Annotated in this window: 2 protein-coding genes; both read right to left on the reverse strand. The window is 76.8% G+C overall.

Going from position 1 to position 14,928, the window contains the following annotated elements:
* Positions 1–22: 22 nt before the first annotated feature.
* Positions 23–1,492, reverse strand: coding sequence for a condensation domain-containing protein (locus tag ACFY0X_RS18475; protein ID WP_387755815.1), 1,470 nt, complete (start codon positions 1,490–1,492; stop codon positions 23–25).
* Positions 1,489–14,826 (reverse strand): MupA/Atu3671 family FMN-dependent luciferase-like monooxygenase, encoded by a 13,338-nt coding sequence (locus tag ACFY0X_RS18480; RefSeq protein WP_387755817.1) that lies wholly within the window; start codon positions 14,824–14,826, stop codon positions 1,489–1,491. The genes ACFY0X_RS18475 and ACFY0X_RS18480 overlap by 4 nt, the downstream gene beginning before the upstream one ends.
* Positions 14,827–14,928 lie beyond the last annotated feature (102 nt).

A 14,928-nucleotide genomic window follows, 5' to 3' on the forward strand; every position in this document is an offset into this window, starting at 1 on the left:
GCCCGCCGGGGCCCGTCCGGTGTCACGTGAGCCGGACGGCCAACTGCCGGGCCAGGTCCGCCACCAGGGCGTCCAGCCAGCCCCGGACGGTGTCCGGGTCGAACAGGTCGGCGTCGTACTCGGCCAGCCCCGCGTAGCCCTCGGCGTCCGGGGTGAGCGAGATCGCGAAGTCGGCGCGGGCGGACGGGCCGGGGATGTCCTCGATCTCGGTGGCCAGGCCGGGGAGGTCGAGGGCGATGGGCGGGGTGCTCTGGACGGCGAGCAGGATCTGCGGGTGCCAGGCGGGCAGCTGGACGCCGCGCTCCCGCAGCGCGTCGACCAGCAGGCCGAACGGCACCACCGAGTGGTCGAGGCCGGAGGCGATCTCGGCGGCGGCGCGGTCCACCAGCTCCCCGAACCCGGCCTCGGCCCGGCTGGGCACCAGGAGCGGCATGCTGTTGGTGATCAGGCCGACCACCCGCTCGTCCGCCGGCCGGGTGCGGTTGGCGTTGGAGAGCAGCAGGAACATCCGCGGCGCACCGCCGAGCGAGCCCAGCAGCCGGGCGAACGCGGCCACGATCACCGCCGAGGCGGTGGTGGAGCGCGCGGCGGCGTAGCGCCCGACCGCCTCGCCCAGCGCCGCCGGGATCCGGAACGCGGCGGTCTGCCCGAGCCCGGAGCGCCGCTCTGGGCGCGGCCGGTCGGTGGGCAGGTCCAGCGCGAGCGGGGCGCCGCCGAGCGCCCCCACCCAGTGGTCGACCGCCGCCGCGACGGAGGCGCGGGTGACCACCGTCCGCTCCCAGCAGGCGTAGTCGGTCATCCGGCCGGGCTCCTGCGGCAACGGCCCGCCGGTCCGGTAGAGCGCGCCCAGGTCGGCCAGCACGGTGGCCAGCGACCAGCCGTCGACCGCGATGTGGTGGATGACCAGCAGCAGCACCCACTCCTGGTCCGCCGGGCGCAGCAGCCGGGCGCGCAGCAGCGGGGGCGCGGCCAGGTCGAACGGGCGGGTGGTCTCGGCGTCGAGGGCCGCGTCGAGCGCCGCGTCCCGTTCGGCGGGCGCGAGGGCGCGCAGGTCCTCGACCGGGACGTCCAGCGGGGTGTTCGGCAGCACCTGCTGGAGCACCCCGAGCCCGGTGTCCGCGAAGCGGGTCCGCAGGCTCTCGTGCCGCTCGACCACCGCCGTCAGCGCGGCGGCCAGCCGCTCGGGCTCCAGCGGCCCGCGCAGGGTGATCCGCTGGGTGATGTTCCAGACCGCCGGATCGGCCGAGCCCGCGTGCGCCCTGCACATCCGCCGCTGCCCCGCCCCGGCCGGCGCGGCGGCCAGGGCGGCCCCGGCGCCGGTCAGGGTGGTCAGCAGCCGGTCGCGGTGCGCCCGGACCAGGCCGGCGACCTCCTCGTCCATCGCCCCCGCGGGGGCGAGGTAGCCGAGCCGCTCGCCGGTGGTGCGCAGCACGATCTCGCGTTCGTCGAGCAGCTTGAGCAGCCGCTCCCAGCCCTCCTCCGCGGCGCTCACAGGGTGCCCTCCTCGTACGCCGGGGCCGGGGCCTGCTCGGCGGCCGGCCGGTGGGCGGCCATCGCGCGGACGGTCGGGCGGCGGAAGAAGTCCAGCACGCCGATCCGCAGGCCGGTCGCCTCGCGGACCCGGTTCAGCAGCCGGGTGGCGGCCAGCGAGTGCCCGCCCAGGTCGAAGAAGGAGGTCTCCACCCCGGCGGGGCGGCCGAGTTCCTCCTCCCAGAGGCGTTGCACGGTGCGCTCCAGTTCGGTGGCCGGCGCGGCCGCGGGCTCGTCCGCGCCGAGCGGGCGCGGCTCGGGCAGGGCGGCGGTGTCCAGCTTGCCGTGCGCGGTGAACGGCAGGGCGTCCACGGCGGCCCAGAGCCCGGGGACCATGTAGTCGGGCAGCAGGTCGGCCAACTGGTCGCGGACCCGGGGCAGTTCGGCGGCCGGGCAGTCGACGTACCCGGCGAGCACGGTGCCCGCGGGGGTGCGGCGGGCCGTCACGGCGGCGGCGCGCACGCCGGCCAGGCCGAGCAGCACGGTCTCGATCTCGCCCGGTTCGACCCGGTAGCCGCGGACCTTGACCTGGCGGTCGGCCCGGCCGAGGTACTCCAGCCGGCCGTCCGGCCGCCACCGGCCGAGGTCGCCGGTGCGGTAGGTCCGGCCCTCCGGGGTGTCGGCGAAGACGGCGGCGCTCTCCTCGGCGCGGCCGGCGTAGCCGATGCCGACCTGGACGCCGAGGGCGTATATCTCGCCGACCGCCCCGGCCGGCACCCGGCGCCCGGCGGCGTCGCGCAGCACGATCCGGCTGCCCGGGGTCGGCCGGCCGATCGGCGCGTACTCCGGGCCGTCCGGCTCGATCCCGCCGGCCGTCAGCGCGTGGGTCTCGGTCGGGCCGTAGTGGTTGATCAGCCGGCAGCCGGGGTTGCGGCGCAGGAAGGCCCGCAGCCCGGGGGTGAGCAGCACCTGCTCGCCACCGGAGATCAGCTCCCGCAGGTGCGGCACCGGCTCCTCGCCGAGCGCGTCGGCCAGCGCGGCCAGCGGCGTGTACGGCAGGTGGAGCCGTTCGGCCCGGGTGGCCCGGACGACGGCGGCCAGGGCCGTCACGTCGTAGCGGGTCTCCTCCTCGATCAGCAGCAGGGTGCCGCCGCCGGCCAGCGTGGTCAGGATCTCCTGGATGCTGACGTCGAACCCGCAGGAGGCGTACTGGAGCGTCCGGGCCGCGGGGTGGTCGGCGACGTTCCAGGCCACGAGGTGCGCCAGGGCCAGGGAGTGCATCAGCACGCCCTTGGGGCGGCCGGTGGAGCCGGAGGTGTACAGCAGGTACGCGGGCGCCTCGGCGGAGGGGGCGGGCAGCGGGGGCAGCCCGGCACCGGCGGTGTCGGCCGGGGCGGTGCCGGTGAGCACCGTCGGTACGGTCAGGCCGAGTTCCGGGGGGAGGTCGGGCGAGGTGGTGAGCAGGACGGCCGGCGCGCTGTCCTCGACGATCAGCCGGCAGCGCTCGGTGCCCTGCAGCACGTCGACCGGCACGTGGACGGCGCCCAGGCGCAGGACGGCCAGCAGTGCGGCCACCTGGTCCACCGAGCGGGGCAGCAGCACGCCCACCCGGTCGCCCTCGCGGACGCCGGCCGCCAGCAGCCGGCCGGCCAGCTCCTCCGCCCGGGCCAGCAGGGTGCGGTAGTCCGTGGTGGTGCCGTCGGCGGCGACCACCGCCGTCCGGTCGGGCCGGCCGGCCGCGGTCGCGGCCACGGTGGCCAGCGGGTGCGCGGGGTCCTTGGCGGCGGCCGGTCCGCACTCCAGGGCGGTGTCGGCCTCGTCCGAGGCGACGGCGGTGAGCTCGACGAGCGGGCGCTCCGGGTCGGCGACCGCGGCGGTGAGCAGCCGCTCGAAGGCGCCGAGCAGCCGGTCGACGGTGGCCCGGTCGAACAGGGTCTCGGCGTACTCCACGTGGCAGCGGATGCCGTCGGGCAGGCTGGTCAGGAAGAGCGTGAGGTCGAAGGCGGAGCGGTCCGCGACGTGGTCCAGCGGGCGGGCCGTCAGCCCGGGCAGGTCCAGTTCGAAGACCGCGTGGTTCTCGAACTCCACCATGACCTGGAACAGCGGGTTGCGGCTGGTGTCGCGCCGCGGGTTGAGGTCCTGCACCAGGACCTCGAAGGGCAGCTGCTGGTGCTCGTAGGCGTCCAGCGCGGTGGAGCGGACCCGGCCCAGCGCCTCGGCGAAGGCCGGCTCGCCGGAGAGGTCCAGGCGCAGCGCCAGTGTGTTGACGAAGAACCCGACCAGGTCCTCGGTGCCCTCGGCCCGGTTGGCCACCGGGGTGCCCAGCACGATCTCGTCCTGGCCGGCGTACCGCTGCAGCACGCCGGCGAAGCCGGTCAGCAGCACCATGAACAGGGTCGAGCGCCGGGACCTCGCCAACTCGCGCAGGCCGTCCGCGAGTTCGGCGGGCAGGTGGTGGACGAAGGCGCGGCCGCGGCCGTCCGGGACAGCCGGGCGCGGCCGGTCGGTGGGCAGCGCCAGCACCGGCAGGTCACCGCCGCCGAACACCTTGCGCCAGTAGGCGAGGCTCTCCTCGTACTCGCCGGCGGCCACCCGGGCCCGCTCCCGGGCGGCCTCGGCGGCCGGGCCGGTGGCGAGCACCGGCAGCCGGGCGGCCCGGTTCTCCCGGGCGGCCAGGTACAGCTCGCCCAGCTCGCGGGTGATCACCACGGTGGACAGGGTGTCGATCACGATGTGGTGCATCGACAGGACCAGGACGTGCCGGTCGGCCGCCTGTTCCAGCAGCAGCGCCCGGAACAGCGGGCCCTCGGCCAGGTCGAAGCGGTGCTCGCCCTCGGCGGCGACCAGGTCGGCGACGGCGTCCGGCGAGGTCCGGTCGGCGGTGACCCGCCGCAGCACCGGGCCGGTGGGCGGCGCCAGCACCTGCTGGAACGGTTCGCCGTCCTGCTCCCGGAAGACGGTGCGCAGCGCGACGTGGCGTTCGACCAGCCCGCGCAGCGCGGTGTCCAGCGCGCGCGGGTCGAGCGGGCCGTCCAGCTCGATGGCCTTGACCTCGTTGTACTGCCCGCCGTCGGGCAGCATCCGGTGCAGGAACCACATCCGCTGCTGGGCGTAGGACAGCGGGGCGCGGCGCAGGGTGTCCCGGCGCAGGACGTCGAGCTGCGGCAGGCCGGCCGCGACCAGCTCGGGGGAGATCCCGAAGTCCACGAAGGCGGCGATCTCGTCCGCGCCGGCCGCCCGCAGCTCGGACAGCACGCCCTGGACGCTCCGCGGGGTGCCGATCAGCGCGCGGGAGGCGCAGTACCGCTCGTACGCGCGCTCCAGCACGAACTCCAGGTCGTCCTCGCGGGCGTTCTCGAAGTCCAGGGTCAGGCCCAGGCTGTTGGCCATCTGCCCGAACAGCGAGAGCGAGGAGCGCAGGTAGTTGCAGAACGGGCGGTAGGCCTGTTCGCGGGCGGTGGCCAGGTCGGTGCCCAGGTAGGTGTGGACCAGCACGACCACCCGGCCGGCCTCCGGGTCCAGGCCGTGCTCGGCCCGGGTGCGCCGGTAGACCGCGATGTTCTCGGCCAGCTGGGCGACGTCCTGGGTCATCAGGTTGGTGATCACGCCGAGGTCGTTCCGGGCCGCCTCGCGGAAGCTGTCCGGGTTGCCGACGATCGCGGTGAACATCGGCGGCAGGTCCTGCAGCGGGCGCGGGTGCAGGGTCACCTCGATCGGCTCGCCGTTGCCGTTGCGGCCCTGGTACGGCTCGCCGCGCCACAGCGCCCGGACGGTCTCCACCTGCCGGTGCATCAGCTCCTTGTGGCTGCCGTAGCGCTCGGGGAAGAACAGGAAGTCGTTGGGGTGCCAGCCGCTGGCGCAGCCCAGGCCGACCCGGCCGCCGGACAGGTTGTCGACCACCGACCACTCCTCGGCCACCCGCACCGGGTGGTGCAGCGGCAGCACGGCGCAGCCCGCGTTCAGCCGGATCCGGGTGGTCTCCCGGGCCAGGGCGGCGGCCAGCACCGAGGGGTTGGGGAAGATGCCGCCGAAGGAGTGGAAGTGGCGCTCGGGCAGCCAGACCGAGTGGAAGTCGTGCCGGTCGGCGAAGCGGGCGCTCTCCAGGACGATGCGGTACTTCTCGTCCTCCGGGGAGTCCAGCGGGTAGTCGCCGAAGAAGTAGAGGCTGAAGTCCACCGGCCGCTGCGGGTCGCTGACCGGCTGGTACGGAACCGGTTCGGCGTGGGTGCGGACGGCCTCGGCGGGGCGGGGGAGTTCGGCGGCCGGTCGCGGGGCGGGCAGCCGGACGCCGGGCGAGGCCGGGAAGAAGCCGCCGCGCCGCAGGTCGCGCAGCGACTCGCGGACCGCGTCGACCACGAACTCCAGGTCGCCGTCGGTGTGGGCGGTGGAGAGGAAGAAGTTGCGCCACTCCCACACGTAGACCCCGCGGGTCAGCAGGTGCGGGTAGAGCAGCTCCATGTCGGCCCGGGGCTCGAACCGGAAGAGCGAGCCGAAGTGCGCCAGGCGCAGCGGGAACTCCTCCTCCTCGAAGAAGCCGTTCAGGGTGGCCGCCAGCTCGTCGGTGCGGGCGTTCAGGCGCTCCTGGAGGCCGGGGCCGGCCGCCTTGAGGTGGCGCAGCACCGCGCCCGCGGCGGTCATCGCCAGCGGGTGCTGGATGTAGGTGCCGCCGAAGAAGGTGGTGTCCCTGGGCGGGTAGCTGTCGTCCCCGTAGTCCCAGTGCCCGCCGTCGATCCCGTCCAGGACGTCGGCCCGTCCGGCGATCGCGCCGATCGGGTAGCCGCCGCCCAGCACCTTGCCGTAGGTGGACACGTCCGGGGTGACGCCCCAGAAGCCCTCGGCGCCGCGCAGGTGGGGCCGGAAGCCGGTGAGCATCTGGTCGAAGACCAGCACGATGCCGAGCCGGGCGGTCAGTTCGCGCAGCGAGCGGACGAAGTCGACGGGCTGGCGGCCCGGGTGGCGGCTCTGCACCGGCTCGACCAGGACGGCGGCGATCCGGTCGCCGTGCTCCTCGATGGCCTTGAGGCTCTCCGGGTCGCCGTACCGCAGCACCAGCAGGTCGGCGACAGCGCTGCCCGGGATGCCGATGGACACCGGCACCGTCTCCCGGTCGGCGCCGCGGCCCAGCGTGCGGCCCAGGGTGTGGTCGAAGTGGCCGTGGTACGAGCCCTCGAACATGACGATCTTGTCCCGGCCGGTGTACGCGCGGGCCAGCCGGATCGCCCCGGCGTTCGCCTCGGTACCGGAGTTGGCGAAGGCGACCCGCTCGGTGCCGGTCAGCTCGGCCAGCAGCTCGGCGGCCTCGCCGGTCTCCGGGCCGCGCGGGCCCAGCCGCAGGCCCGAGGCCAGGTGCTCGCGGACGGCCTCGGAGACGAACTCCGGGTCGTGGCCGAAGAGCAGGACGCCGAAGCCCATGGTGATGTCGACGTACGGGTTGCCGTCGACGTCCTCCAGCCGGGAGCCCCGGGCCCGGCGGGCGGCCAGCGGGTAGAGCATCTCCTTGGTGCCGGAGCGGAAGCCGACCACGGCGCGGCTGTCCGCCAGGGTGCGGCGGTGGCGGCGGGTGATCGCCTTGGAGGCGGTGGTGCGGGCGGTGAAGCGGGCGACCAGCTCGTCCACGTGGGCGCGCTGCTGGTCGGTCAGGCCGCCGGAGGCCATGCCGGACTCGCGGGAGACCGTCACCCGGGGGCCGTGCACCTGCGGGGCGGCGGGGGCGGCGGCAGGTGCCTCGGCGGGGGCCTCGACGGGGGCCGGGATCTGCGCGGCGGGGGCGGCGGGAGCCTGGACGGTGGCCGGGGCCAGGGCGGCCGGCGCCGGCGCCGGGGGGAGGGCGGGCGCGGGCGCGCCGCCGGCCAGCAGGCCGAGCTGGTCGCGCATCAGGTCGGAGAACTGGCCGAGCAGGGAGAGCTGGCGCTCGATCAGGCCGGTTCCGTCGGTGACCGGGGCGGCGGGCGCGGCGGGCGCGGCGGGCGCGGCGGGGGCCGCGAGGACGGGCTGCGGCGCCGGGGCCGGCGCCTGGACGACCGGGGTGGCCTGCGCGGCCGGGGCGGTCTGGACGGCCGGGGCAGTGTGTACGGCCGGGGCGGCTTGTACGGCCGGGACCGGAGCCGCCGCCACCGGGGCCGTCACGGGCACGGGCTCGGGCGCCGGCACGGGTGCCGCCACGGGCTCCGGCTCGGCGGCCGGCAGCAGCGCGGCCAGCACCGCCGGCTCCAGCCGGGAGGCGATCAGCCCGGCCAGCCGGGCCGGCGTGTCGGCCGCCTCGAACAGCTCGCGCATCGACACCCGCACCCGGAACGCGCGCTCCAGGTCCCGGATCATGTTGATCATCGAGAGCGAGTCGGCGCCCAGGTCGAAGAACGGCTCGTCGGCGCCGACCGACGCCTCGTCGTAGCCGAGCTGGCGGGCCGTCTGCTCGACGACCTGCCGCAGCACGGCCTGCTCGGCCAGCTCCTCGGGGGCCGGCGACGGTACGGCGGCCGGGGCCGTGACCGGCGCCGCGGCCGGGGCCGGGGTCGCGGCCGGCGCTGCGACCGGCGCCGGGGCCGGTGCGGTCTGCTGGGGTGGTTCCTGGCGCATGACGGGGTCCTCGGTGGTCGGCCGGGCAGGGGCGGTGAACCAGTGGCGGCGGCGCTGGTAGACGGTGGTCGGCAGCGGGACGCGGCGGGCCGGGCCGTCCGGCCAGTCCCGGGCGGCGGCGAAGCGGGCCCAGTCGAGCGGGACGCCGTACGCCCACAGCGCGGCCGCGGCGGCGTCGAACTGCTGCTCCGGGGACGCGCCGCGCCGGCCGCCGGCGACGAAGTGGCGCCGCGGCAGCTCCCGGCGGCCCATGCCGGTGAGCGTCGGGTGCGGGCCTATCTCCAGGAAGAGTTCGTGGTCCTGCCCGTCCAGGGCGGTGAGGACCTGGTCGAACCGGGCGGTCTCCCGGGTCTGCCGGAGGAAGTAGTCGGGCGTCGGGACGGTTCCGGGCGCCAGCACCTCGCCGCCGAGGTTGCTGACCAGCGGTACGGTCAGCGGCCGCAGGCGCAGCCGGGCCAGCTGGTCGCGGAACGGGTCGAGCATCGGGTCGAGCAGGCGGGAGTGGAACGCCCGGTCGCCGCGCAGCCGCTCGGTGGCGACGCCGTCGGCGGCCAGGACGGCCTCGGCGGCGGCGATCTCGCGCGGCGGGCCGGCCAGCACGCACTGTTCCCGGCCGTTGACCACGGCCAGGTCCACCCCGGGCAGCCAGTCGCCGAGCCCGGCCAGCCGGTCCAGCCCGGCCCGGACCACCGTCATGGCGCCCGGCCCGGTCAGCCGGTGCATCAGCCGCCCGCGCAGCGCGGTCAGGAACATCCCGTCCGCGAGGTCGAGCGCGCCGGCCGCGTGGAAGGCCGCGTACTCCCCGGCGCTGTGCCCGGCGACCGCGGCCGGCCGGACGCCGAGCTCCTGCCAGAGCCGCAGGTAGGCCGCCTGGAGGGCGAACAGCGCGGGCTGCGCCGCCTCGGTGGTCCAGATGTCGTCGGTGTCCTGCGGCGCGGCGTCCAGCAGCAGCGGCAGCAGCGGTTCGTCCCAGCTCTCGCGGTGCAGCCGGTCGCACTCGTCCAGGACGGCGCGGAACACCGGGAAGGCGCGGTGGAGTTCGGCGGCCATGCCCCGGTACTGGGCGCCCTGGCCGGTGAAGAGCAGCACCGGGTGGACCTCGCCGCGCCCGGTCTCGCGGTGGACCGCGCCGGCGGTGGGCCGGCCCGCCAGGAAGGCGTCCAGGCCCTTGCGCAGGGCGGCCGGGTCGGGCCCGGTGACGGCCAGCCGGTGGCGCAGCGCGCGTCGGCCGGCGCCGAGGGTGAGCGGCAGGTCGCCGGGCGCCAGGGCGGGTTCGGCGTCCAGCCGGTCGCGGACCAGGGCGGCCAGCTCGGTCAGGCCCTGGGCGGTGCGGGCCGACAGCGGCAGCACGGTCGGGGCCGGGCGCGGCTCGGGCACCGCCGCGGTGGCGGCCGGGGCCTGCTCCAGCACCAGGTGGGCGTTGGTGCCGCCGACGCCCAGCGCGCTGACCCCGGCCCGGCGCGGGGTGGGGCCGTCCGGCCAGTCCCGGCGGTCGGCGGCGAGCCGGAACGGGCTGTCGGCGAGTTCCAGCGCGGGGTTGGGGCGGGTGAAGTTGACCAGCGGCGGGATGGTGCCGTGCCGCAGCACCAGCAGTGCCTTGATCAGGCCCGCCATGCCCGCGCAGGTGTCCAGGTGGCCGATGTTGGGCTTCACCGAGCCGAGCGAGCAGAACCCGGCGGCGTCGGTCCGGGCGCGGAACGCCTGGGCCAGCGCCCGGAACTCGATCGGGTCGCCGAGCGGGGTGCCGGTGCCGTGGGCCTCGATGTAGCCGATGGTGTCGGCCGGCACGCCCGCCAGGTCCAGCGCCCGGCCGACCACGGCCGCCTGCCCGTCCACGCTGGGCGCGGTGTAGCCGACCTTCCGTCCGCCGTCGTTGTTGACGGCCGAGCCGAGGATCACCCCGTGCACGGTGTCGCCGTCCGCCAGCGCCCGGTCCAGGCGCTTGAGCAGGACGGCGGCGACGCCGTTGCCGCCGACGGTGCCGCCGGCCTCGGCGTCGAAGGCCCGGCAGGAGCCGTCGGGCGAGAGGATCGACCCCTCCTCGTAGCGGTAGCCGGCGGCCTGCGGGATGTGCAGGGCGGCGGCGCCGGCCAGCGCCAGTTCGCAGTCGCCCGCCAGCAGCGACTGCACGGCCAGGTGCACCGCGACCAGCGAGGTGGAGCAGGCCGTCTGGACGCCGATCGCCGGACCGGTGAGGCCCAGCCGGTAGGCGACCCGGGTGGCGGCGAAGTCCGCCTGGTTGCCGATCGCGGTCTGCAGGGCGGCCACCGGCTCGGCCGGGTCGGCGGTGGCGGCGAGGGTGTGCTGATAGTAGTTGCGCAGCGCGTACAGGGTCATCCCGGTGCCGGCGAAGACCCCGACCCGGCGCTCCGGGTCCGGCGCGTCGTAGCCGCCGTCCTCCAGGGCCTGGCGGCAGATCTCCAGCAGCAGGCGCTGCTGGGGGTCCATCAGGGCGGCCTCGCTGCCGCTGATGCCGAAGGCCTCGGCGTCGAACCGGTCGACGTCGCTGAGCGCCCCGGTGACCGGGACGAAGTCGGGGTGGCGGTACTCCTCCGGGCGCAGCCCGGCCGCCGCCAGTTCCTCCTCGGTGAACCGGGTGGTGCTCCGGACGCCCTCGACGATGTTGCGCCAGTACTGCTCGGGGGTGTCGGCGCCCGGGAGGCGCAGGGCCAGGCCGACGATCGCCACCCGGCGGTCGTCGCCCGGGCCCGCGGCGGAGCCGCCGCCTGGGGCGGCGGGGGAGGCGGCCGGAGCGGCGGGCGTGGCCGGTCCGGCGGCCAGGTGCGCGACCAGGGCGTCCACGGTGGGGTGGCGGAACAGCTCGGTGGGCGCCGGGGGTGTGGGCAGCGCGGCGCTGAGCGCGCCGTGCACCCGCATCAACTGGAGTGATCCGATGCCGAGTTCGGCCAGCGGGCGGCCCGGGTCCAGCGGGCCGTCGAGGACCGACTCGAAGGCGTCCAGGACCAGCCGGCGCAGCCCGGAGGGGGCGGTGTGCCCGGGGGCGGACGGTCCGGCGGGCCGGGCCGCCGGGGCCGCGGCGGACGGCGACGGCGCGGCGGTGGCGGACGGTGCCGGTGCGGCGGTGGCGGCCAGCGGGCGGGGCGCGGTGGCGAGCAGCCGGCGCCGGGCTGCGGGGGAGGTCGGGTCCGGACCGGCGTACCGGTGGCCCGGGGCGCCGGCCAGCAGCAGGGCGGCCAGCCGGCGGCCGTGCGCGGCGCTCAGCACGGCGATGCCCCGGTCGGCGGCGGCCTGCTCGTTCTCGGTGTCGCGGTTCATGCCGATCCCGCTCCACAGGCCCCAGGAGACCGTCCAGGCCGGGGTGCCGGTCTCCCGGCGCAGCCGGTCGACGGTGCTCTCCAGGTAGCGGTTGGCGGCGGCGTACCCGGTGGAACCGACCGCCTCCTGGAGGCCGATCATCGAGGAGAAGGCGACGAACTGCGCGCCCGGCCGCTGCCGGACCAGCTCGACGAGGTGGTCGGTGCCCTCGGTCTTGGTCCGGACGGCCTCGCGCCAGCCCTCGGTGTCGGTGTCGGCGAGGAGTGCGAGCCGGTAGCCGCCGGCCAGGTGGAGCACGCCGTCCAGCGGTGCCCGCCATTCCCGTTCCGCCTCGGCGAGCACCTCCGCCAATCGCTGACGATCCGTCACATCGGCCTGTCGGTAGCTGATCTGGCCGCCCTGGACGGACAGCCGGCGCAGCGCGGCCCGGCGCTCGGCCGCTTCGGCGGTCGGGGCGTCCAGGTCGCTGCGGCCGACGATCAGCAGCCGGGAGCCGTACTCGCGCAGCAGCCCGGGCAGCAGCTCGGCGGCGATCCCGCCGAGGCCGCCGGTGACCAGGTAGCGGGCGCCGGGGGTGAGCAGCGAGCAGCCCTCGCCGGCCGGGCCGGGGGCGGTGTCGGCCACGCCCAGCCGGGGCACCCAGGGGCGGCCGGCGCGCCAGGCGGACTCGGGTTCCGGGCGGGGGTCGGCGAGCAGGGCGAGCAGCGCGGCGGCCTGCTCCGCGGCCGGCGCGTCTCCCGGCAGGTCGAGGTGTCGGGCGGCGGGCACCAGCTGCTCGGCCCGGGCCCCGGCGGTCAGCGCCGCGGTCAACGCCGCCCGCGGCCGGGGGAGTTCACCGGGGAGCACTGCGTGCAGCCCGGCGCTGACGGATACCAGTTCGCGGACCGGCGCCCGGGCCGGGAGCGCGCGGAGCAGGGCGAGCAGCGCCTCGTCCGGCGGCGTCGTGCCGTCGGCCGTCGCGCTCCACAGGTAGACCAGCCGGTCGGCCGGACGGTCCCCGAGCGCCCGCAGCCAGTCCTGGGGGTCGCCGGTCGGCTGTTGGTCCACCACCACGGCGGTCGGCAGGGCGGCGGTCAGGGCCTCGGTGAGGGTGCCGGGGCCGGACGGGCCGAGCAGCAGGATCGTTTCCTCGGCCAACGCGGGCAACGCGGCCAGCGCGGGCCATGTGGCCGACGCGGTTGATCCGGCCGACGTGGCCGACCCGGCCGCCGCGCCCCCCGGAACCGGCCGGGCCTCCCAGTCGAGCCGCCGCACGCAGTCCGGCAGCGTCCGGGAGTTGCCCTCCGCCAGGTCCAACGCCACGATGTGGTCGTCGAGTCCGCCGTCCAGCAGCCGGCGGCGCAGCGCGGTGCGCTGGATCTTGCCGCTGGTGGTGCGCGGGAAGTCGGCCGCCGGGACCGGGAGCACCAGCGCGGGGGCCGGCTGCCGGCGGGCCGCCAGCAGCTGCCGCACCTCGGCGGCGACGGGCGGTGCGGGGGCGTCCGGGTCGTTCTGGACGTAGGCGATCACCAGCTGCTCGGTGCCGGTGCGCTCGTCCGGCACCCCGAAGGCCGCGACGTGCCCGGAGCGCACCCCCGCCACGGAGGCCACCACGTCCTCCAGCTCGTGGCAGAAGTAGTGCACGCCGTTGACGATGATGATCTCCTTGCGACGGCCGGTGAGCACCACCTCGCCGGCGGCCAGGAAGGCCAGGTCCCCGGTGTCGAACCAGCCGTCGCCGACGAAGGCCTCCTGGTTGGCGGCCGGGTTGTTCAGGTACCCCGGTGTCACCCGGCCGGAGTGGACCTGGAGGCGGCCGACCCGGTGCTCGGGCAGCACCCGCCCGTCGTCGTCGGTCACCCGTATCCGGGTGCCGGGCGCGGGCCGGCCCATGCTGAGGAAGCCGGTGCCGCGCTCCGCCGACGCCGGGTCGACGGGCTCCAGCCGGCCGGTCAGCGAGCCGGTGCGGACCAGTCGGCGGGCGCCGTCCTCGTGGTAGCGCTTGTAGGTGATCACCGTGCAGGTCTCGGCCATGCCCCAGCCCAGCAGCAGGTGCTCGGGGCGGACGCCGAACGGGGCGGTGGCGGCCAGGAACTCGTCCAGCACCGCCTCGGTGCACTGCTCCCCGGCGTTGATCAGCGACTTGACCGCGGAGAGGTCCCAGTGGCGGCCGGGCCCGGCGGCCCGGACGGCCTCGGCGACCAGCCGGAAGCCGAAGTTGGGGGACCAGGAGTGCTCGGCCCGGTAGCGCTCCAGCGCGTCCAGCCAGACCAGCGGGTCGGCGAGGACGAGTTCGGTGGGCACCTGCACCTGGTCGGCGGCCAGCACCACGTCGCGCAGGTGGAACATCAGCAGTCCGGCGACGTGGTCCAGCGGCAGCCAGTTGACCGTGGTGTCGGCCGGGTCGCAGCCCTGGGCGACGGCTCCCGCGACGTACTCCAGGATGCCGCGGTGGGTGATCTGCACCGCCTTGGACCGGCCGGTGCTGCCCGAGGACAGCTGGAGGATCGCCACGTCGCCGGGAGCGGGGGCTCGCTCGGGGGCGGGCGCGGGGCCGGCGGCGCTCTCGGAGGCCGACGGCCCGTCGACCGCGATCACCCGCAGGCCCGGCGCCTCGTACAGTTCCCCGAGCCGCTCCAGGCCCGCCACCGCAGGCCCGCAGGCGAGCACCGGCGGCTCCTCCAGGGTCTGCCAGGCGTGCCAGAGCTTCTCCAGGACGGGGTTGCGCTCGTGGTAGTCCGGCGGGCGGGCGACCGTCACCGGCTGGACGCCGCCCAGCAGGCAGGCCCACAGGGTGGGGAAGTAGAGTTCCGGCTCCGGGACCTGGAGGATCACCCGGTCCCCGGACCGCAGCCCGGCGCGGGCCAGGGTGGCGAGGATCTCGCGGGAACGCTCCAGGAGTCGGCGGTACGTCAGCCTGGTGGCCTCGCCGCCCGACCGGACCAGGTGCAGGCCCCGGTCGGGGTGCAGCTCGGCGGCGCGCAGCAGCGCCTCGGGCAGTGTCCGGGGCGCGTGCGGCCCGGCGTCGGGCAGCGGGGCGCCGACGGCCTCGGTGCCGGGGCCGTCGACTCCGGGGCCGTCGAATCCGAGATCCTCGGCGCCGGGATCCGCGGGCGGGGCCGCCTGCTCGGCCGGGGCGGCGCCGGATGTCGCCGACACCTCGCCGAACGGCCGCCAGCGGTCGGTGAGCTCGCGCAGGTGGCGCAGGGCGGGGCCGGGCGCGGCGGGCGGCCGGGTGAGCGCCGCGGCCAGGGCGGCGGCGTCGGGTTCGCCCTCGGGTGTGCGGACGATGCCGTCCAGGAGGTGGACTTCGGCGCTCGGGTCGGCGTCCAGCAGCGCGGCGGCGGCCCGGCGGCGCAGGGCCTCGGGATCGCCGTCGACGGCGGGGACCAGGTAGGCCAGCAGACCGGGGCGGCCGTTCTCGCGCTCGACGGGCAGCAGGGCGCAGTCGGCGATCTCGGGACGCAGCAGCAGTCGGGCTTCCAGGGTGCGCAGCCGGCCGTGGTCGGGACCGGTGGGGCTCATGAGGTTCGGCACCTTTCGGATCGGTGCCGGGGCGCGGGTGTGGGCCGCCCCGGGGCAGGGAGGGGGAGCGGAGAGGGGTGGCGCGTACGGTGCGGGGCGCCG

It is taken from the genome of Kitasatospora sp. NPDC001547 (assembly GCF_042894165.1).
GTDB lineage: Bacteria > Actinomycetota > Actinomycetes > Streptomycetales > Streptomycetaceae > Kitasatospora.